Raw genomic sequence first — 20057 nt, 5'->3', positions numbered from 1 at the left:
ACGTCGTCGGTCGCGCGAGGTCGGAATCATCGTCGAGAAAGCGCTTGACCTTCCCATGATGGGAAGCTTGATACTGCGTCCATTGTCGGCTTCGGCCGCTTCCGACCGGTAAACATGATGAACGACCTGTCCCATCCCATTACGCCCGAGACCACCGAGCTGGACGTCGAGGGCATGACTTGCGGCGGCTGTGCCCGCCGTGTCGAAACCGCGCTGGCCCAGTTGCCCGGCGTGATCTCCGCCCATGTCGACCTCGCCGGCAAGACCGCCAGCGTCAGCGCCGCGCCTGAAGTCGGGGCCGCGAGCCTGGTCGAGGCAGTCGAACGCGCCGGTTATCGCGCCCAGGCGCGGGTTCGCGGGATTGCATCGGCTGTCGCGCTGCGTGTGACGGGCATGACCTGCGGCGGCTGCGCGCGACGCGTCGAGAAGGCGCTGGCCACCGTGCCCGGCGTCGCGCAGGCAAAAGTCAACCTGGCCGCCACGCGGGCCGAGGTGGAATTCGTCGCCGATGCCGAGGTGGATGCGCAGGCCCTGGTCGCGGCGGTTGCCGCGGCGGGTTATCAGGCCGAGCGTATCGAGGGCGATGCGGTGGACTTGGCGGCACCTGCCGCACCGGCGCCGCAGCCAGCAGCTCCGCCGGTCGCGGTCAGCTTCGTGCCGATGCCGAAGCCGAAATCGCGTGCGAAGCCGGCGGCAAGCGATGCGCATCACGCGGAACCGGCGGCGATCGAGCAGGCTCCCGCACCGACCGCGGCTGCGGCTGCGGCTCCGATCGAACTCGATATCGCCGGGATGACCTGTGCGTCGTGCTCGAATCGCGTCGAGAAGGCACTCGCCCAGGTGCCGGGCGTCTCGCGTGCCAGCGTCAATCTCGCCACCGAGCGCGCCAGCGTCAGCGCCGAAGCTTCCGTTTCCGCCGCGCAGCTGATCGCGGCCGTCGAAAAGGCCGGTTATCGCGCCACGCCGCTCAGCGCCGGTGCCAGCGACATCAAGAGCGCGCCGGCGCCGGCAGCCCCGGCGCGGCAGCCGATCGAACTCGAGATCGGCGGCATGACCTGCGCTTCCTGCTCGGGCCGCGTCGAGAAGGCACTGGCGCAGGTGCCGGGCGTCTCGCGCGCCAGCGTGAATCTTGCCACCGAACGCGCCAGCATCAGCGGCGATGATTCCGTCTCGGCCGCGCAACTCGTCGCCGCCGTCGAGAAGGCCGGCTATCGCGCCACGCCGCTGGTCGCCGACGAACCCGTTCGCGCCCGATCCACCGCCGCGCCGGCCATCGAACTCGAGATCGGCGGCATGACCTGCGCTTCCTGCTCGGGCCGCGTCGAGAAGGCGCTCGCCCAGGTGCCGGGCGTCTCGCGCGCCAGCGTCAACCTCGCCACCGAACGCGCCAGCGTCAGCGCCGAAGCCGCCGTGTCGGTCGCGCAACTGGTGGCCGCCGTCGAGAAAGCCGGCTATCGCGCCACGCCCGCTGCCGGCTCGGCCGACTCGATCGGCACGGCAGCCCCCGCCGCCACCTCCCCCACCGCCCCGCGCCCGAGCGCCGAATCGCGCAAGGCCGCCGAGGCGCGCCGCGATCTCCTGCTGCTGATCGGCTCGGCCGTGCTGACCCTGCCGCTGGTCGCGCCGATGTTCGCCGCGCCCTTCGGCCTGTCGTTCATGTTGCCGGCGCCGCTCGAATTCGTGCTGGCCGCGATCGTGCAATTCGGTTTCGGCGCGCGCTTCTACCGCGCCGCCTGGCACGCGCTGCGCGCGCGCGCCGGCAACATGGACCTGCTGGTCGCGCTCGGCACCTCGGCCGCGTTCGGCCTGAGCGTCTGGCAGATGCTGCGCGCGCCGGAGCAGGCCGGGCACCTCTACTTCGAGGCGGCCGCCGTGATCGTCACCCTGGTGCGCTTCGGCAAATGGCTCGAGGCGCGCGCCAAGCGCCAGACCACCGACGCGATCCGCGCGCTCAACGCGCTGCGCCCCGATCGCGCGCGCATCGTCGAACAGGGCGTGGAACGCGAGGTGCCGCTGGCCCAGGTGCGGGTCGGCTCGATCGTCGCGGTGCGGCCGGGCGAACGCTTCCCGGTGGACGGCAGGATCGCCGCCGGCGCCTCGCACGTCGACGAATCGCTGATCACCGGCGAGAGCCTGCCGGTGGCGAAGGCGCCGGGCGATCGCGTCACGGCCGGCTCGATCAATGCCGAAGGCGCGCTCAGCGTCGAGACCACCGCGATCGGCGCCGAAACCACGCTGGCCCGCATCATCCGCCTGGTCGAATCGGCCCAGGCCGAGAAGGCGCCGATCCAGCGCCTGGTCGATCGCGTCAGCGCCGTGTTCGTGCCGGCCGTGCTCGCGCTCGCGGTGCTGACCTTCGCCGGCTGGATGCTGGCCGGCGCGCCGGCCGAAACCGCCATCCTCAACGCGGTGGCGGTGCTGGTGATCGCCTGCCCCTGCGCGCTCGGGCTCGCCACGCCGGCCGCGATCATGGCCGGCACCGGCGTGGCCGCCCGCCACGGCGTGCTGATCCAGGACGCGCTGGCGCTCGAACTCGCGCAGCGCACCGCCGTGGTCGCCTTCGACAAGACCGGCACGCTGACCGAAGGCAAGCCCTCGGTCACCGCCTTCGAGCCGATCGGCACGACGCGCGAGACGGCCATGGCCATCGCCGCCGCGATCCAGCGGCACAGCGAGCATCCGCTGGCCCGCGCGATCGTCGCGGCCCACGACGGCGAAGCGCATGGCGAGGCGCGTGCGCCTCAGGCAAGCGACGCGAAGGCGGTGGCCGGACGCGGCGTGGAAGCGCGCATCGACGGCACGCGCCATGCGATCGGCAGCGCGCGCTGGCTCGACGAACTCGCGATCGAGGTGCCGGCCGACGCGCGCCGGCGTGCCGCCGAACTCGAGGCGGCCGGCAATACCGTGTCCTGGCTGATGCGGCTCGACGCGCCGGCGGCGGTGCTGGCCCTGATCGCCTTCGGCGACACCGTGAAGCCGAGCGCGCGCGAGGCGATTTCCCGGCTGCATGCGCTGGGCATCCGCACCGCGCTGGTGACGGGCGACAACCAGGGCAGCGCGACGGCCGTCGCGCGCGAACTCGGCATCGACGAAGTCCACGCCCAGGTCCTGCCCGACGACAAGGCACGCGTGATCGCGCAATTGAAGGCCTCGACCCAGGGCGTGGTGGCGATGGTCGGCGACGGCATCAACGACGCGCCGGCGCTGGCCGCCGCCGATATCGGCATCGCCATGGCGACCGGCACCGACGTGGCGATGCACACCGCCGGCATCACGCTGATGCGCGGCGACCCGGCCCTGGTGGCGGCGGCCATCGACATCTCGCGCCGCACCTATCGCAAGATCCGGCAGAACCTGTTCTGGGCCTTCGTCTACAACGTGGTGGGCGTGCCGCTGGCCGCCTTCGGGCTGCTCAATCCGATGATCGCCGGCGCGGCGATGGCCTTCTCCAGCGTCAGCGTGGCGACCAATGCGCTGCTGCTGAAGATGTGGAAGGGCGAGGCGCGCTAGGCTCGGCGGCCGCGGGCGGAATCGGCGAGGGCAGTTGCGCGTCGAGGCAGGCAATCGCGGCCAGCAGGGCGTCGAGGTAGAGCGGCATCGGCACGCGTTCGAGCAGACCGTCGAAGCACCGCAACACGGGTGCGACGACGGCCTTTTCGCTTGCCTGCAGGGTCGCGGCCGGCTCGGGCGATGCCGTGCATTCGAGGCGGTCGAGGCGGTCGAGGCGGTCGAGGCAGGCCAGCAAGGCATTCTCGGCCGCGCGAAAGCCTTGCGCATCGGCCACGCCGATGAATTCACGCAGGCGATACGCGGTATGAACCACGCCCAGCAGGGTCGCGACGCTCTCCCGCGAGCCGGCCCCGATGCAGAGTGCGTCGAGCGCCAGGTAATACTTCAGCTGGACGTCGCGCGCTTGCCGCGCCGGCATCAAGGGTAGCGACGGAACCGCCTTCCTGCCTCGCCTCTCGCTCATGAACGCCCCCTCATTGACGCGACCACAGCGGGAACCCGCTTTCCATCGATTCCAGCACGGCCCGGTTGATCTCCAGATAAGCCTCGCCATAGTCGTAGGCGTCGCGGCTGCGCTCGGCCGAGATCGTCCTCCGGCTGCTCGGGAAGAACACGAAGATCCGGTCGCGCACCAGCTTCATGCCGATCCGGAAGCGATGGATCGAGGTGCTTCCCGCGCCGCCGTCGATCCGCAAGGCCAGCTCCAGTTCGAACCAGACCATGCCGTGCTCGTCGAGGCCGACGGCTTCGCCGGCCCCGCCGCCGCGCATCGACGCTTCACGCGGCGCCGCCGACAGGACCTGCGCCAGCCGCACATGCTCGCGCAAGGAGCCATCGTCGGCTTCATAGGTGGAGCGCGGCGCGTCGATGAAGTCGGCATAACCCTCGACGAACAAGGGAAGCTGCCGCCGGATCTCCCTGCCGCTCGCGATCGCCCGTTCCTCGCTGCGCGCCTGCGCCTCGCAAAGATCCCGGTAGCTCAGCATGCCGGCTTGCCCGTCGCCTGGTTCCATCGTCGCGCTCGTCGCCATCCGCCTCAATCCCGCACCGAGGTATCGAAGGCCTTCATCCGCCAGCCGTATTTCAGCGAGAGCATGCGCGTCGCGAAGCCGGCGAGCAGCGCCGCGACCGTCGCGATTTCGATCGGCATCCCGACTTTCTGCATCACGAGGTAAAGCGTGGCCGTGAGCGCCGCCACGCTGGCATACAGCTCCTCGCGCAGGACCAGGGGCACCTCGTTGCACAGCAGGTCGCGCAGCATGCCGCCGCATACGCCGGTGATCACGCCCGACAACACGATGACGATGGCATTGCCGCTGACGCTCGCGGCCACGTCGCTGCCGATGATCGAGAAGGCCGCCAGGCCCAGCGCGTCGACCATCAGGAACACCGCGCGCAGCTTCGCCAGGTGGCGCACCATCCACGAACACAGCGTGGCCGCGCCGAAGGTGACGAGCAGGTAGCCCGGCTGCTCGATCCACACCAGCGGGTAGTGGCCGAGGATCACGTCGCGCACCGTGCCGCCGCCCAGCGCCGTGACCGAGCCGACGAAGGCCAGCCCGAAGCGGTCCATCCTGCGCTGCATGGCCATCATGGCGCCCGACATGGCTTCGGCGGTGATCGCGATGAGGTAGAGGATGTGCATGATGGTGTCGGACGATTCGATTCGAGGAAAAGGCCTGCGAATGCAGGGGCGCCGACGGATTTCGGCGATATCGCCTCGCTCGTGCCATGTCGCGGCGCGAATCGGAAACGACCAAGCAGGCATTGTCCCGATGCCGGCTTGTCAGCGAAACCAAACTTAAGGAAACTTGCCAATGCTTAAAATTTTTCAGGATTGACGGATGGACATCGATCCCCGACAGGCAGCGGCTTTCCTCGCCGTGGTCGAGACCGGCAGCTTCGAGCAGGCCAGCCAGCGCCTGCACGTGACGGCCTCGGCCGTCACGCAGCGCGTGCGCGCCCTGGAAACCGCGCTGGGTGCCTCGCTGGTGCTGCGCACCCGGCCATGCCGCCCGACCTCCGCCGGCATGCGCCTGCTGCAATACCTGAGGCGCATCTCGCTGCTGCAGGCCGACCTCCAGGCCGATCTCGGCGCCGACCATCAATCGCCCGTGCCGGTGGCCATCGCCTTGAATTCGGACAGCCTCGGCACCTGGTTCCTGCCGGCCCTGTCATCGATCCTCGCCGGCGACCGGCTGCTGTTCGAGATCGTGATGGAGGACCAGGACCACACCTTCGCCTTGCTGGAGAGCGGCATGACGATCGGCTGCGTCTCGACCGAGCCGAACCCGATGCGCGGCTGCAGCGCCACCGCGCTCGGCGCGATGCGCTACCGCCTGCTGGCCGCCGCCACCTTCGCGGCGCGCTGGTTCCCCGATGGGCTCAACCGCAAGGACGCGCGGCAGGCGCCGGTGGTCGCCTATTCGCGGCGGGACACGCTGTCCTCCTCGTTCCTGAAGAAGCGGCTCGGCCTGCCGGACGGCGCTTATCCCTGCCACTACGTGCCCGGCACGCACACGCATTTCCAGGCGGTCCAGCACGGGCTCGGTTATGCGATGGTTCCCGAGCTGCTGACGCTCGACCGGCCCTTGTCCGAAACCGGGCTGGTCGATCTCGCGCCGGCGCATCCGCTCGACGTCGAGTTGTACTGGCATGCGTGGAAGGTCCAGTCGCCGAGCATGGCGTCGCTGTCGGCGCGCGTGATCAAGGCCGCGCGCAGCCTGCTGCGCCACGAGGATCGAGGCATCGAATCGGAATGAGTGGATGGCGAGGCCGCTTGCGCGCATGCACGACGAGCGTCGAGGCCGTCAGCGGGATCGGTGTAGAGGAATAGGGATGCGCGGAATCAAGGCCGGCGGATGATCCGAAACGGCCCGGGCCTGAAAGGGATCGAACGAGAGATCGAGCAGGGCGCTCGTGAGGCGGAATCCCGGTCCCGCGCCATCAGCGGCACAGGCGGGGTAAAACACACCCGGCAGCGCCGACGCGAAAATCAGGCGGCGGCGATGACGGGAGAAACAGCGATGAAACGAACAGCGGGGACGATCAGCGACGCAGCAGGCCGAAGCGCGACACCTGCGACTTGCGTTGACGCTCGGCTTCCGCATGGCGGGCGGCGTACGAATAGTCGCGGTCGAGCGGCAGGTGCGGCGAAACGAACAGATCGTCGATCTTTTGAAGCAGCGCAAAGATGAGGCTCATTTCCAGCTCCCAACGGACAGTGGTGATCAGGGTTTTCCCTAGGCACGAATATTAAGGGTTTTCCCTGAACAACGCTAGTGCAGCGCAGCATTCCGTGTCGAAAACGCGACGCGACACCTCGCCACACAGCATGGCGCCCCGATTTTCGACTGTTATTGCCCCATGAAACGCGTCATGAAAAAGGCCGGATCGTCGCGAGACGTCCGGCCCGGGCGCGTTTGCGAAGCAGCGTCGCGGGGCTAGCGCGCGCGGCGCTCCCGGCGCGCGGCAGCGGCAGCCGCCGGCTGCTGGCGCGAGGCCACGGCGAGGCGATTGGTCAGGCGCTGGACCTGGGCGCCGAGTTCGTCGGCACGCTGCTGGGCGGCGGCCAGATCGGCTTGCTGCGTTTCCTGCAGCGCCGTCAGGCGATCGACGCGCTGCTGCAGCCCCTGCAGTTCGGCCGCGTCGCGATGCGCACTCGACAGCGCCGCCGTCTGCAGGCCCAAGGCGACGATCACGATCACCAGCACCACCGCCAGGGCGAGCAGCAGCCGGTTGACACGCCGCATCTCGCGATCGGCCTGGCGCCGCAGTTCGGCGCCCTCGGCCTGCGCCGCGCGCAGAAGTTCGTTCAGCGGACGCAGTTGCGCCTCGATATCGATGGCCGGATTCACAGCCGAGTTCGGCGCGGGATCGGCCGGCGAGCCGCTGGCGAACGAGGGCTCGCGCACCGGATCGACAGGCGATGCTACCGTCGCGCTCGCAGGCGGCGTGTCGCCGGCCTCGATTGCCGGTTCGGCGCTGCCCGCCGCCTGGCGCCGCCTCGAGACCGGCGCGGATTCCGAACGCCGGCCGGCGGCGGCACGCTTCGCCCCGGCGACCTTCGGCGCGACAGCCGCCGTTTCCTCGCTGGAAGCGGCAGAGGCGGGCGCCGGCTGCGGCGCAGGCTGATCCGGTACCGCCACGTCGGCCGCCAGCCCGGCAACCGCGTCCTGCACGGCCTGCGCCACTTCGCTGGCATCCATTGCCGGCGCGGCTGCGGATTCGACTGCAGCCGGGTGCGGCTCGCCGCCCTGCGCCATGGCCGGCGCCTCGTGATCGGCCGGCTCGCCTTGTCGCACCTCGTCCGGCGCCGCGGCTTCCGGCAATTCCAAACCATCGAAGAAGCTGCCTTGCCGCGTATCGGGCGCCGTCTCCTGGGCCGCGGACTCGGCGGCCTCGCCGATCGATGCCGTCGCCGCGCCCGGCTGGCGTGCCTGCGTGCCGCGTCCACCGGAAGGCAAGCCGCCGAACAGGTCGGGCGTCTGCTCGTCCTGCGACTCGCCGGCGGCGTCCGCCTCCCGTGCCCGGGCCTCGTCGTCATCGACGCGCACGGCGTTGCGCGCGGGGCGCTCGCCGCCGGCCGCGGCGGCGCTGCGCCGGCGCGTCGGCCTGGTCGAACGGGGGGAACGGGGACGGGGAGGCATGCGGGATTCGGTCATGGATCGGTGGCTGCGCGCCCGATGTCCGGACGCTTCCGGCGCGAGGCTCGCGCGGCGGAGACGCCTTGCCCGGACAGCGGGCGAAGTTACCTGAGACGGAAAGCAGGCATTGTCGCATGCTCGCCGCCCGGCCCCGCTCCCTGTGCCGGGCAGGCCCGCGAGCGCCGTGCCCGCCTCACTCGGCGCCCGTCGCGCCCTCCTGCTCCTTGAACACCTGCACGCCCGGCAGGTGCCGCAGTTGCGACGAGATCCGCTGGTATTCGACCGGCGACACGCGCGCCAGCGAGATCGTCACGTCATCGCATTCGGGGCTTTCCTCGCTCTGCTGCACGATGAACTGCTTCACGCGCGCGCTGTCGGCGCCGAGCGCCGCGTGCAGCGAGGCGAAGGTCAGCGTGCCGCGCTCGACCAGCAGCGACATGTGCCGGCGCTGGCGCACGGTGATGTAGCGCTTCTCGAGCGGCTTGATGCCGGCCAGGATCACCAGCACGATCACGGTGGCCGCGATCGCCGCCACGTAGAGCCCGCCGCCCACCGCCAGGCCCACCGCCGCGACCGACCAGAGGCTGGCCGCCGTGGTCAGGCCGCGCACGATCTCGCCGCGCATCAGGATCGAGCCGGCGCCGAGGAAGCCGATGCCCGATACGACCTGCGCGGCGATCCGCGACGGATCGAGCACGATATCGGGCTTGCCGAGCACGTCGGCAAAGCCGAATGCGGAAACGATCATGATCAGCGCGGAGCCGACGCAGACCAGCATGTGGGTGCGCAGGCCGGCGGCCCAGGACAGGCGTTCGCGCTCGAAGCCGATGACGCTGCCGAGCACGGCGGCCAGCACCAGCCGCGAGACGAGTTCGATGTTGTTGAGCATGCCTTCTCTCCTTCCTGTTATTGTGTCGGCGCGATACGGTCGCTGGCCGAATGACCGGAGATGGGGCCCCGCCGCCCCTTGTCCCTGGCCCTCGCCGTACCTTGATCGACCTACGAGTTCAGTTCCATGATGTCCGCTACCCGCCCCGCCACCGTCCAGGCCGCCGAACTGCGCCGGCATTTCGCGGAAATCGTGCTGCCGCTGTGGCGCGGCCCCGGTTTCGACACCGGCATCGGGCTTCCGTTCGAAGCCGTCGCGCCCGACACGCATGCGCCGCTGCCGGTCTCGCGCTTTCGCGCGATGGCCTGCGCGCGGCAGTTGTTCGTGTTCGCCGGGGCAGGCGAGTTGGCGCACGCGGACGCGCTGTTCGACGGATTGTGCCGTCATTTCCGCGATCCGCGCCACGACGGCTGGTTCTACAGCGTCGACGCGCAAGGCGCGCCGCTCGATCGCAACAAGGATCTCTACACCCACGCCTTCATCGTGTTCGCCTGCGCCGGCTACTTCGCCGCCTCCGGCAACCGCGACGCGCGCCGGCTCGCCGAGCACACCGCCGCGCTGATCGAGGACCGCTTCGCGCCGAGCGCGGGCGAGGCCTGCCTCGATGCCGCGCGCGCCGAGGATTTCTCGCCGCTCGACGGCGGCCCGCTGCAGAACCCGCTGATGCACCTGACCGAAGCCTGGCTCGCCGCCGGCGACGCGTTCGGCGACCGCGCCTTCGACGATGCGTTGCTGCGCACCGCCGGCGCGGTCGAGCGGCACTTCGTCGACGGCGCCACGGGCTGCGTCGCGGAGCTGCCGCTTGGCACAGCCGGCAACCGCTTCGAGCCGGGCCACCAGTTCGAGTGGTACTACCTGGTCAGCGCGGCAGGCCAGCGGCTCGCCGAGACGAGCCTGCCCGACGCGCTCGAACGCGCCTATGGGTTCGCCGAGCGGCACGGCGTCGATGCGGCGACGGGCGGCGTGTGCGCGGCCACCGACGCGAGCGGCGCCTGTCTCGACGCGACCCAGCGCATCTGGGCACAGACCGAATACCTGCGCGCGCTGGCCACGCGCGGCGCGCGACCCGGCTCGCCCGATCTCGCGCTGCAGATCGAGCGCTTCGCCGCCCGCTTCCTGCATCCGCGCGGCTGGTACGAGTGCAAGCGCGCGGACGGCGAGGTATCGCGCGCCGACCTGCCCTCCACCACGCCCTATCATCTGGCGACTGCCTACGCGGCCTTGCCCGGCGCGGCGTAACGACGGCGGCACACGACAGCGGCAAGACGGCGCCCTTCACGCCGCCTTGCCCCACCCATGCGCAAGTCCCATGCCGCAGCCGACGGCGCCGTCACGCTTTTCGCCTCGGTCACCGCGACCGTTTCAAGGCTTTCCTCGAATCTCCTTGCTTATCGACCGATCGCTTCCTAGAGTGGAGCGCAGGCGGCCGGCCCCCGTCGGCCGCGCGGGGCGCGGCGCCCTACCAGCGAAGGAAGGTCGATGACGGATATCGTGGATCACGCGCGCGGCGCGCTCCTGGCCCAGCCGTTCAGCATGCTGCTCGGCACGGAACTCATGACGATGGGCGAGGACGAGGTGGAGCTGTGCCTGCCGATCCGCGACGAGCTCAGGCAACAGCACGGCTTCGTGCACGGCGGCGTGATCAGCTACCTCGCCGACAATGCGCTGACCTTCGCGGGCGCGCTCGCGCTGGGCCCGCGCGTGGTCACCGGCGAATACAAGATCAACTACCTGCGCCCGGCCATGAAGGGCCGCCTGCTGGCGCGCGCCAAGCTGCTGTATGGCGGCCGCAGCCAGGCCACCTGCCAGTGTCACGTGTTCGTGGTGGACGGCAAGGAGGAGCGGCTGGTGGCCGTCGCGCAGGGCACCATCAACCGGATCAGCGAGGCACGCGAGGCCGACACGGCGCAGGAATCGGCGGCCTGAGCCGAACTTGCGCGCCTCGCGACGAGGTGCAAGCATCTGGATGTCAAAAGGGACGCGAAAGCGTCCCTTTTTCATTCCTCATCCGAATTCGCGCGCGGCGTCGCTCGAGTCTCACTCGCTCCACCGCCATCTCCAAGCCAGGTGAAACGCGGCGCCACACGCACGCGCAACGCGCCCTCTTCCGTGGTCGAATAAACCTCGCGCGCGACCAGGTGCGCGTGCCGCGCGGCCGCCTCGAGATCGAGCACCGGCGCCACGCAGGCATCGCTGCCCTCGAAACGCGCGCACCACACGGCCGCCGGCTCGCCGGCGAAATGCGCGGCGAAGCGCGCCTTCAAGGCCGGCCAGGCGGCACGCTCGTATTGCGCCTCGACCGTCACGCCGTCGAGCCCGAAGCGCTCCACGAACTGCCGGTAGAAGGCCGGTTCGAGCGCGGCCAGGCTGACATACTCGCCATCGGCGCAGCGATAGACGGCATAGAACGGCGCATCGTGGAACAGGCTGGCCGCATCGGGCGTGCCCAACTGGCCGCGCTCGCGCGCCCACAGCGCCAGCGCGCCGAGCATCGCCGCCGCGTCGACGATCGCGCCGTCCACCACGCGCCCACGTCCGCTAGCGCGCGCCGCCAGCAGCGCGCTGACGATGCCGAAGGCCAGGCCCAGCGCGCCGCCCGCATCGCCGATCACGGTCGGCGGGATCACCGGCGGCTCGCCCGGCTTCACGGCCAGCGCGAGCACCCCCGTCAGCGCGACGTAGTTGAGATCGTGGCCGGCGCGCTCGGCGAGCGGCCCCTGCTGTCCCCAGCCCGTCATGCGCGCATAAACGAGCGAGGGCCGTCGCGCCGCGCAATCGAGCGGCCCGAGCCCGAGCCGCTCCATCACGCCCGGCCGATAACCCTCGATCAGCACGTCGGCGCGCGCGATGCGCGCCAGCATCACCTCGCGCGAAGCCGGCGCCTTCAGGTCGCATTCGATCACGGTCTTGCGCTCGCGCAGCAGGTCGCCATCCTGCCCGTTCAAACCGGCCGGCCCGCCGACGCGCCCGCCCGGGCGCGCCACCAGCGTGACGCGCGCGCCCAGCGCCGCCAGCATCCAGCCGGCCAGCGGCGCCGGCCCGAGCCCCTCGAATTCCAGCACCTCGATGCCGTCGAGCGGCAAGCCCGCGTCGTTCATGCCGGCCTCCTCCTTCGATCGATCAAGTCCGCGACGCGGCTCGGAACGCATCTCCCGGCACGCGCACCGCGCCTTCCATCAGCACGCGCGCGCTGCGGCTCATGATCGCCTTGGTGACCACCCATTCGCCGCCGGCCTGGCTGGCCTGCGCGCCGACGCGCAAGGTGCCCGAGGGATGCCCGAAGCGCACTGCCTCGCGCTCGCCGCCGCCGGCCGCGAGATTGACCAGGGTGCCCGGAATCGCGGCGGCGGTGCCGATCGCGACGGCCGCGGTGCCCATCATCGCGTGATGCAGCTTGCCCATCGACATCGCGCGCACCAGCAGGTCGACGTCCTTCGCCGCCACCGGCTTGCCGCTGGAGGCGACATAGTCGGCCGGCCGCGCCACGAAGGCGACCTTCGGCGTGTGCTGGCGCTGCGCGATCTCGTCGAGCGAGCGAATCAGGCCCATGCGCAGCGCGCCATAGGCGCGGATCGTCTCGAAGCGCTGCAACGCGGCCTCGTCGCCGTTGATCGCGTCCTGCAGCTCGGTGCCGGTATAACCGATCGCCTCGGCCTCGACGAAGATGGTCGGGATCCCGGCATTGATCATGGTGGCCTTCAGCGTGCCGATGCCGGGCACCTCCAGGTCGTCCACCAGGTTCCCGGTCGGGAACATCGCGCCGCCCGCGCCGTCCTCGTCGGCGGCCGGGTCCATGAACTCGAGCTGGACCTCGGCAGCCGGGAAGGTCACGCCGTCGAGTTCGAAATCGCCGGTCTCCTGCACCTCGCCGTCGCGGATCGGCACGTGCGCGACGATGGTCTTGCCGATATTCGCCTGCCAGATGCGCACCACCGCCACCCCGTTGTCGGGCACGCGCTCGCGCGCCACCAGCCCGCCCGCGATCGCGAACGGCCCGACCGCCGCGGACAGGTTCCCGCAGTTGCCGCTCCAGTCGATGAAGGCCTTGTCGATCGCGACCTGGCCGAACAGGTAGTCGACGTCGTGATCGGGCCGCGTGCTCTTCGAGACGATCACGGTCTTGCTGGTGCTGGAGGTCGCGCCGCCCATCCCGTCGATCTGCTTGCCGTAGGGATCGGGGCTGCCGATCACGCGCATCAGCAGGGCGTCGCGCGCCGCTCCCGGCACGCGCGCGGCTTCCGGCAGGTCCTCGAGCCGGAAGAACACGCCCTTGCTGGTGCCGCCGCGCAGGTAGGTGGCGGGAATCCGGATCTGGGGAACGTGTGCCATGGTGAATCTTCCTGAAAAAAACAAGGCGGCATGCTTGCCGCCCGGAAGCATCGCGGCGGCCGCCGCGATGCGCTGTGATGACTGCTCAGGCCGAGCTTATGCGATATCGATGCCGGCCGCGTGTCAGGCTCGCGCCTTCACGCCGCCTGCGAGGATTCGAGGAAGTCCTGCGCGAAACGCTGCAGCACGCCGCCCGCCTCGTAGATCGACACCTCCTCGGCCGTGTCGAGCCGGCAGGTCACGGGCACCTGCAACTGCGTGCCGTTGCGGCGCCGGATCACCAGCGTGAGGTCGGCGCGCGGCTTGCGCTCGCCGATCACGTCGAAGGTCTCGGTGCCGTCGATGCCGAGCGTGAGCCGGTTCGCGTCGGGCTTGAACTCCAGCGGCAGCACGCCCATCCCGATCAGGTTGGTGCGGTGGATCCGCTCGAAGCCCTCGGCCACGATCGCCTCCACGCCGGCCAGCCGCACGCCCTTGGCGGCCCAGTCGCGCGAGGAACCCTGGCCGTAGTCGGCGCCCGCGATCACGATCAGCGGCTGCTTGCGCTCCATGTAGGTCTCGATCGCCTCCCACATCCGCACCACCTTGCCTTCCGGCTCGATGCGCGCGAGCGAGCCCTTCTTCACGGCGCCGTCCACCACCGCCATCTCGTTGATCAGCGTCGGGTTGGCGAAGGTGGCGCGCTGCGCCGTGAGGTGGTCGCCGCGGTGCGTCGCGTAGGAATTGAAGTCCTCCTCGGGCACGCCCATCTTCGCCAGGTATTCGCCGGCCGCGCTGTTGGCCAGGATCGCGTTCGAGGGCGAGAGATGATCGGTGGTGATGTTGTCGCCGAGCACCGCCAGCGCGCGCATCCCGGCGAGCGTGCGCTCGCCCGCCAGGGCGCCTTCCCAATACGGCGGGCGGCGGATGTAGGTGCTTTGTGCCCGCCAGTCGTAGAGCGGCGGCACGCTGGCGCCGGCCGCGGCGCTGCGCGCGAACATCGGCTCGTACACGTGGCGGAACTGCTCCGGCTTGACGCTGGCGGCGACGATCGCGTCGATCTCGGCGTCGTCGGGCCAGATGTCGGCAAGCCGCACCGGCTGGCCCTGGTCGTCGATGCCGAGCACGTCCTTCTCGATGTCGAAGCGGATCGTGCCGGCGATCGCATAGGCCACCACCAGCGGCGGCGAAGCCAGGAAGGCCTGCTTCGCGTAGGGATGGATGCGGCCGTCGAAGTTGCGGTTGCCGGACAGCACGGCGGTCGCGTACAGGTCGCGATCGACGATCTCCTGCTGGATGTCGGGGTCGAGCGCGCCCGACATGCCGTTGCAGGTGGTGCAGGCGAACGCCACGATACCGAAGCCGAGCGCTTCCAGCTCGGGCAGCAGGCCCGCTTCCTTCAGGTACAGCTCGACCGTCTTCGAGCCGGGCGCGAGCGAGCTCTTCACCCAGGGCTTGCGCGCGAGGCCGCGCGCGTTGGCGTTGCGCGCCAGCAGGCCCGCCGCGATCACGTTGCGCGGATTGCTGGTGTTGGTGCAGCTGGTGATGGCCGCGATGATCACCGCGCCGTCGGGCATCTGCCCGGCGATGTCCTCGTGCGGCGCGGCGATGCCGCGCTCGGCCAGGTCGCGCGTCGGCAGCCGCTTGTGCGGGTTCGACGGGCCGGCCATGTTGCGCTCCACGCTCGACAGGTCGAAGCTCAGCGTGCGCTCGTATTGCGCGCCGGCGAGGCTGTCGGCCCACAGGCCGGCGGTCTTCGCGTAGGCCTCGACCAGCGCCACCTGCTCGTCGCTGCGGCCGGTCAGGCGCAGGTAGTCGAGCGTGCGGGCGTCGATGAAGAACATCGCGGCGGTCGCGCCGTATTCGGGCGCCATGTTCGAGATCGTGGCGCGATCGCCCAGCGTGAGGCTGGCCGCGCCGGCGCCGCGGAATTCGAGGTAGGCGCCCACCACCTTCTGCTTGCGCAGGAACTCGGTCAGCGCGAGCACGATGTCGGTGGCGGTGATGCCGGGCTGGCGCTGGCCGGTCAGCTCGACGCCGACGATGTCGGGCAGCCGCATCCAGGAGGCGCGGCCCAGCATCACGTTCTCGGCTTCCAGGCCGCCCACGCCGATCGCGATCACGCCCAGCGCGTCGACATGCGGCGTGTGGCTGTCGGTGCCCACGCAGGTATCGGGATAGGCCACGCCGTCCTGCGTGCCGATCACCGGCGACATCTTCTCCAGGTTGATCTGGTGCATGATGCCGTTGCCCGGCGGGATCACGTCGACGTTCTCGAAGGCCGTCTTGGTCCATTCGATGAAGTGGAAGCGGTCCTCGTTGCGACGATCCTCGATCGCGCGGTTCTTGGCGAAGGCATCGGGATCGAAACCGCCGCATTCCACCGCCAGCGAGTGATCGACGATCAGCTGCACCGGCACCACCGGGTTGACCTTGGCGGGGTCGCCGCCGCCGTCGGCGATCGCGTCGCGCAGGCCGGCGAGATCGACCAGCGCGGTCTGGCCGAGGATGTCGTGGCAGACCACGCGCGCCGGGTACCACGGGAAGTCGGCATCGCGGCGGCGCTCGATCAGCTGGCGCAGCGACGCGTCGAGCCGGTCGGGCTCGCAGCGGCGCACCAGGTTCTCGGCCAGCACGCGCGAGGTATAGGGCAGCGTGTCGTAGGCGCCGGGCGCGAGGGCCTCGACGGCGGCACGCGCGTCGAAATAGTCGAGCCCGGTGCCGGGCAGCGGTTTGCGATGGGCGGTATTCATGTTCTGGGGCATGCGGGGAAATTCACGGGCCGGGGCGGCGGGCGATGCCGGCCGCCCCGGGCGCGCTCAGCGCTTCTCGATCGAGACGAACTTCAGATCCTCGGGACCCGTGTAGTTCGCGCTCGGGCGGATGATCTTGTTGTCGATGCGCTGCTCGATGATGTGGGCGCTCCAGCCGGACGTGCGCGCGATCACGAACAGCGGCGTGAACATCGCGGTCGGCACGCCCATCATCCGGTAGGACACGGCGCTGAACCAGTCGAGGTTCGGGAACATCTTCTTGGCGTCCCACATCACCGATTCGAGGCGCTCGGCGATCTCGAACAACTTGGTGTCGCCGGCATCCTTCGAGAGCTTGCGCGCGACTTCCTTGATCACCTTGTTGCGCGGATCCGAGATCGTGTAGACCGGGTGGCCGAAGCCGATCACCACTTCCTTGTTCTCGACGCGGCGGCGGATGTCGGCCTCGGCCTCGTCGGCGTCGCGATAGCGGCTCTGGATCTCGAACGCGACCTCGTTGGCGCCGCCGTGCTTCGGGCCGCGCAGCGCGCCGATCGCGCCGGTGATGGCCGAGTAGATGTCCGAGCCCGTGCCGGCGATCACGCGGCCGGTGAAGGTCGAGGCATTGAACTCGTGCTCGGCGTAGAGGATCAGCGAGATGTGCATCGCGTCGACCCAGGCCTTGGACGGCGCCTTGCCGTGCAGCAGGTGCAGGAAGTGGCCGCCGATCGAATCGTCGTCGGTCTCGGTCTCGATGCGCCGGCCGTTGTGCGACCAGTGATACCAGTACAGCAGCATCGAGCCCAGCGAGGCCATCAGGCGGTCGGCGATATCGCGCGCGCCGGGCAGGTTGTGGTCGTCCTTCTCGGGCAGCACGGTGCCGAGCACCGACACGCCGGTGCGCATCACGTCCATCGGATGCGCCGAGGCCGGCACCGCCTCGAGCGCCGTCTTCACCGCGGCGGGCAGCCCGCGCATGGCGCGCAGCTTGGCCTTGTAGGCGGCCAGCTCGGCCAGCGTCGGCAGCTTCTCGTGCACCAGCAGGTAGGCGATTTCCTCGAACTCGCAGGTTTCCGCGACGTCGAGGATGTCGTAGCCGCGATAGTGCAGGTCGTTGCCGGTGCGGCCCACCGTGCACAGCGCGGTATTGCCCGCCGCCACGCCCGACAGCGCCACCGACTTCTTCGGCTTGAAGCCGCCCGCTGCGGCCGGGGCCGCGTCTTTCGTCTCGCTCATCGTGATGCTCTCCTGATGGTCTGGTTATCGGTTTGGGCCGGTTCAGCGCTTGCCCTGGCTGAACAGCTCGTCGAGCTTGTCCTCGTAGGCGTGATAGCCGAGGAATTCGTACAGCTCGGCGCGCGTCTGCATGGTCGGCACGGCGGCCTTCTGCGTGCCGTCGCGGCGCACCGTCTCGTAGAAGTTCAGCGCCGCCTTGTTCATCGCACGATACGCGCCGCAGCAGTAGAGCGCGATATCGACGTTCACGCCCTTCAGTTCCTCGGTGGTGAACATCGGCGTCGAGCCGAATTCGGTCAGGTTCGCCAGGATCGGCACCTTGACCGCTTGCTTGACGCGCTTGAAGTCGTCCAGCGTCTTCATCGCCTCGGGGAAGATCATGTCGGCGCCGGCCTCGACATAGGCCACCGCGCGCTCGATCGCCGCGTCCAGGCCCTCGGCGGCGGCCGCGTCGGTGCGCGCCATGATCACGAACTGGTCGTCGGTGCGCGCGTCGACGGCGGCCTTGATGCGGTCCACCATCTCGTCGATCGGCACGCATTCCTTGCCCGGACGATGCCCGCAGCGCTTCTGCCCGACCTGGTCCTCCAGGTGCACCGCCGCCACGCCCGCCTTGATGAAGGAGCGGATGGTGCGCGCGATGTTGAAGGCGCCGCCCCAGCCGGTGTCGATGTCGACCAGCAGCGGCAGCTGGGTGGCGTTGGTGATGCGGTTCGCGTCGATCAGCACGTCGTCCATGGTGCTGATGCCGAGATCGGGAATGCCGAGCGAATTGGCGGCCACCCCGCCGCCCGACAGGTAGACCGCCTTGAAACCGCTCGCCTCGGCCATCTTGGCCGCGTAAGCGGTGATCGCGCCGACCACCTGCAGCGGCGACTCGGCCGCCACGGCCGCGCGAAAGCGCGCGCCGGCGCTGGAAAGTTGGGAATTGCCCATCGACTGCCTCCTGACGATTGATCGTTGCCGCGCTGGATATTGCAAGGACCGGGCCAGTCGCGTCGGGCGCCGCTAAGCTGCTGATTCGCAATCGAAACGCGATTCGGCGGCGACGTCAACTCGTTTCATTATGGAAACGCTCGATTCCACATTTGAAATTAGACTGCGATAATGCGTCGATCCTTTCAGCCCGCATCCAGCCCGAATCCCGTCATGACGCCCTCCTCCGTTCCGTCCCTCAGGCCCCGCATCTGGGCGGTCGGCATCAGCCGGCTGCGTGCGCTGTTCCGCGATCTCGCCGACGAATACGAGGAGCGCGCCGACCTGCGCATCATCACGCGCGGCTACGACGAGGCGATCGCCGCGCTGGCCACGGCCGGCGCCGAGCGGCCCGACGCGATCGTGGCGGCCGGCTCGAACGGCATGTACCTGAAGACCCACGTCGAGGTGCCGGTGGTGCTGGTCGCGCCGACCGGCTACGACCTGCTGCACGCGCTGGCCCGCGCGCGACGCGACGCGGCCTCGCCGGTGGCGCTGGTCAGCTACGGCGACACGCCGGCCGAGCTGCGCCGCTTCGCGGCCGCCTTCGGGCTGGACCTGGTGTTCGCCACCTACCAGTCGAGCCAGGAGGCCGAGGCGCGCGTGCGCGAGCTGCGCGACCGCGGCATCGAGACCGTGGTCGGGCCGGGGCTGGTGACCGACCTGGCCAGCAGCGCCGGCATGAACGCGGTGTTTCTGTATTCGCAGGCCTCGGTGCGCGCGGCGGTCGAGACCGCGCTCGAAGTCGCCCACGCCACGCACGCCGAGGCGCTGCGCCGCCAGCGCCTCGACAACCTGCTGCGCCACCTGCGCGACGGCGTGGTGGCGCTCGACGCGGGCGGCCGCGTGGAGGCCATCAACGAGCGGCTCGCGCTGGCGCTCGGCGTCGACGCGCAGGCCGCGGTGGGCCGCGCGCTCGACGAACTGACGCCCGAGCTGACCGCGCTGCGCGCCGCCGACGAAGGCGACACGCTGGCTACCGTGCGCGGGGTGCGCTACGTGGTCCATCGCGGGCCGCTGGAGGCCAGCGGCGCGGCCACCGGCAGCGTGCTGACCTTCCAGGAATCGCGCGCGGTCGAGCGACTCGACCGCACCTTGCGTTCGCAGCCGCATGCGCAGCGCTTCGCGGCGCGCTACCGGCTGGACGACGTGATCGGCGCATCGGCGCCGATGGCGCGCGTGCGCGAGCTCGCGCAGCGTTACGCCAAATCCGACGCGACCGTGCTGATCCTCGGCGAGAGCGGCACCGGCAAGGAAATGATCGCGCAGAGCCTGCATGCGCTGAGCGCGCGCCGCAAGTTCCCGTTCGTGGCGACCAACTGCGGCGCCTTCCCCGAGGCGCTGCTCGAGAGCGAGCTGTTCGGCTATGACGAAGGCGCCTTCACGGGCGCCAGGCGCGGCGGCAAGGCCGGGCTGTTCGAGGCCGCGCATCGCGGCACGCTGTTCCTCGACGAGATCGGCGAGATGCCGCTGTCGCTGCAGAGCCGCCTGCTGCGCGTGCTGCAGGAGCGCGAGGTGGTGCGGCTCGGGTCGACCGAGCCGATCCGCATCGACGTGCGGATCGTGGCGGCCACTCATCGCTCCCTGCTCGAGGCGGTGGAGGCAGGCAGCTTCCGCGCCGATCTCTACTACCGCCTCAACATTCTCAACATCGCCCTGCCGCCGCTGCGCGAGCGGCCGGCCGACATCGGCGCGCTGGCGGCCGAGCTGCTGGCCCAGGCGGCGCGGCGCGAGCCGCGG

16 protein-coding genes are annotated in these 20057 nt (G+C 70.2%); 5 read left to right on the top strand and 11 right to left on the bottom strand.

The window, feature by feature from the left end; all coding sequences use genetic code 11:
• Positions 1-114 precede the first annotated feature (114 nt).
• On the top strand, positions 115-3510 hold the full coding sequence (locus tag F3J18_RS22955; RefSeq protein WP_166914402.1) for a heavy metal translocating P-type ATPase: 3396 nt from the start codon (positions 115-117) through the stop codon (positions 3508-3510).
• On the opposite strand, the gene F3J18_RS22950 is transcribed toward F3J18_RS22955, so the two are convergent.
• The 3 genes from F3J18_RS22950 to F3J18_RS22940 are packed head-to-tail and all read right to left on the bottom strand — an operon-like array spanning position 3455 to position 5155.
• Positions 3455-3973, bottom strand: coding sequence for a hypothetical protein (locus F3J18_RS22950; protein WP_166914400.1), 519 nt, complete (start codon positions 3971-3973; stop codon positions 3455-3457). The genes F3J18_RS22955 and F3J18_RS22950 overlap by 56 nt on opposite strands.
• A 10-nt stretch (positions 3974-3983) precedes the next feature.
• On the bottom strand, positions 3984-4523 hold the full coding sequence (locus F3J18_RS22945) for a hypothetical protein (RefSeq protein WP_146127956.1): 540 nt from the start codon (positions 4521-4523) through the stop codon (positions 3984-3986).
• A gap of 23 nt (positions 4524-4546) precedes the next feature.
• Entirely contained in the window at positions 4547-5155 is a 609-nt protein-coding gene (locus F3J18_RS22940; protein WP_123037485.1) for a trimeric intracellular cation channel family protein, read from the bottom strand.
• Between the two features lie 199 nt (positions 5156-5354).
• On the opposite strand from F3J18_RS22940, the gene F3J18_RS22935 reads away from it, so the two are divergent.
• Positions 5355-6272, top strand: coding sequence for an HTH-type transcriptional regulator ArgP (locus F3J18_RS22935; RefSeq protein WP_025101481.1), 918 nt, complete (start codon positions 5355-5357; stop codon positions 6270-6272).
• A gap of 286 nt (positions 6273-6558) precedes the next feature.
• On the opposite strand, the gene F3J18_RS22930 is transcribed toward F3J18_RS22935, so the two are convergent.
• The 3 genes from F3J18_RS22930 to F3J18_RS22920 form a co-directional block, all read right to left on the bottom strand.
• Complete coding sequence (locus F3J18_RS22930; protein WP_013691608.1) at positions 6559-6714, bottom strand: hypothetical protein; 156 nt, start codon at positions 6712-6714, stop codon at positions 6559-6561.
• 239 nt (positions 6715-6953) lie between these two features.
• Entirely contained in the window at positions 6954-8159 is a 1206-nt protein-coding gene (locus F3J18_RS22925; protein WP_166914398.1) for a hypothetical protein, read from the bottom strand.
• A gap of 190 nt (positions 8160-8349) precedes the next feature.
• Complete coding sequence (locus F3J18_RS22920) at positions 8350-9045, bottom strand: MgtC/SapB family protein (RefSeq protein ID WP_166914396.1); 696 nt, start codon at positions 9043-9045, stop codon at positions 8350-8352.
• Positions 9046-9174: 129 nt separating this feature from the next.
• On the opposite strand from F3J18_RS22920, the gene F3J18_RS22915 reads away from it, so the two are divergent.
• Positions 9175-10284: an AGE family epimerase/isomerase gene (locus tag F3J18_RS22915; RefSeq protein ID WP_036057073.1), complete on the top strand. Its 1110-nt coding sequence runs from the start codon at positions 9175-9177 to the stop codon at positions 10282-10284.
• Between the two features lie 240 nt (positions 10285-10524).
• The gene (locus F3J18_RS22910; RefSeq protein WP_013691612.1) at positions 10525-10971 is read left to right on the top strand and encodes a PaaI family thioesterase; all 447 of its coding nucleotides are present in this window, start codon (positions 10525-10527) and stop codon (positions 10969-10971) included.
• Between the two features lie 71 nt (positions 10972-11042).
• On the opposite strand, the gene F3J18_RS22905 is transcribed toward F3J18_RS22910, so the two are convergent.
• The 5 genes from F3J18_RS22905 to prpB form a co-directional block, all read right to left on the bottom strand.
• On the bottom strand, positions 11043-12143 hold the full coding sequence (locus F3J18_RS22905; protein ID WP_166914394.1) for a CaiB/BaiF CoA-transferase family protein: 1101 nt from the start codon (positions 12141-12143) through the stop codon (positions 11043-11045).
• A 22-nt stretch (positions 12144-12165) separates the two neighbouring features.
• Positions 12166-13374: a 2-methylaconitate cis-trans isomerase PrpF gene (gene prpF, locus F3J18_RS22900; protein ID WP_025101485.1), complete on the bottom strand. Its 1209-nt coding sequence runs from the start codon at positions 13372-13374 to the stop codon at positions 12166-12168.
• Between the two features lie 137 nt (positions 13375-13511).
• The gene (gene acnD, locus F3J18_RS22895; protein WP_166914412.1) at positions 13512-16106 is read right to left on the bottom strand and encodes a Fe/S-dependent 2-methylisocitrate dehydratase AcnD; all 2595 of its coding nucleotides are present in this window, start codon (positions 16104-16106) and stop codon (positions 13512-13514) included.
• A 66-nt stretch (positions 16107-16172) separates the two neighbouring features.
• A complete protein-coding gene (gene prpC / locus F3J18_RS22890; RefSeq protein ID WP_013691616.1) occupies positions 16173-17342 on the bottom strand; it encodes a 2-methylcitrate synthase in 1170 nt (389 codons plus the stop codon).
• Between the two features lie 42 nt (positions 17343-17384).
• On the bottom strand, positions 17385-18278 hold the full coding sequence (gene prpB, locus F3J18_RS22885; protein WP_013691617.1) for a methylisocitrate lyase: 894 nt from the start codon (positions 18276-18278) through the stop codon (positions 17385-17387).
• Positions 18279-18491: 213 nt separating this feature from the next.
• On the opposite strand from prpB, the gene prpR reads away from it, so the two are divergent.
• Positions 18492-20057: propionate catabolism operon regulatory protein PrpR (gene prpR / locus F3J18_RS22880; RefSeq protein ID WP_166914392.1), on the top strand; the 1566-nt coding region annotated here is incomplete at its 3' end.

The sequence above is a fragment of the Burkholderia sp. Ax-1720 genome (assembly GCF_011753035.1).
Lineage (GTDB): Bacteria > Pseudomonadota > Gammaproteobacteria > Burkholderiales > Burkholderiaceae > Burkholderia > Burkholderia gladioli.
Note: the sequence above shows the minus strand (reverse complement) of the source record. Positions and strands in the feature narration are given on the sequence as shown.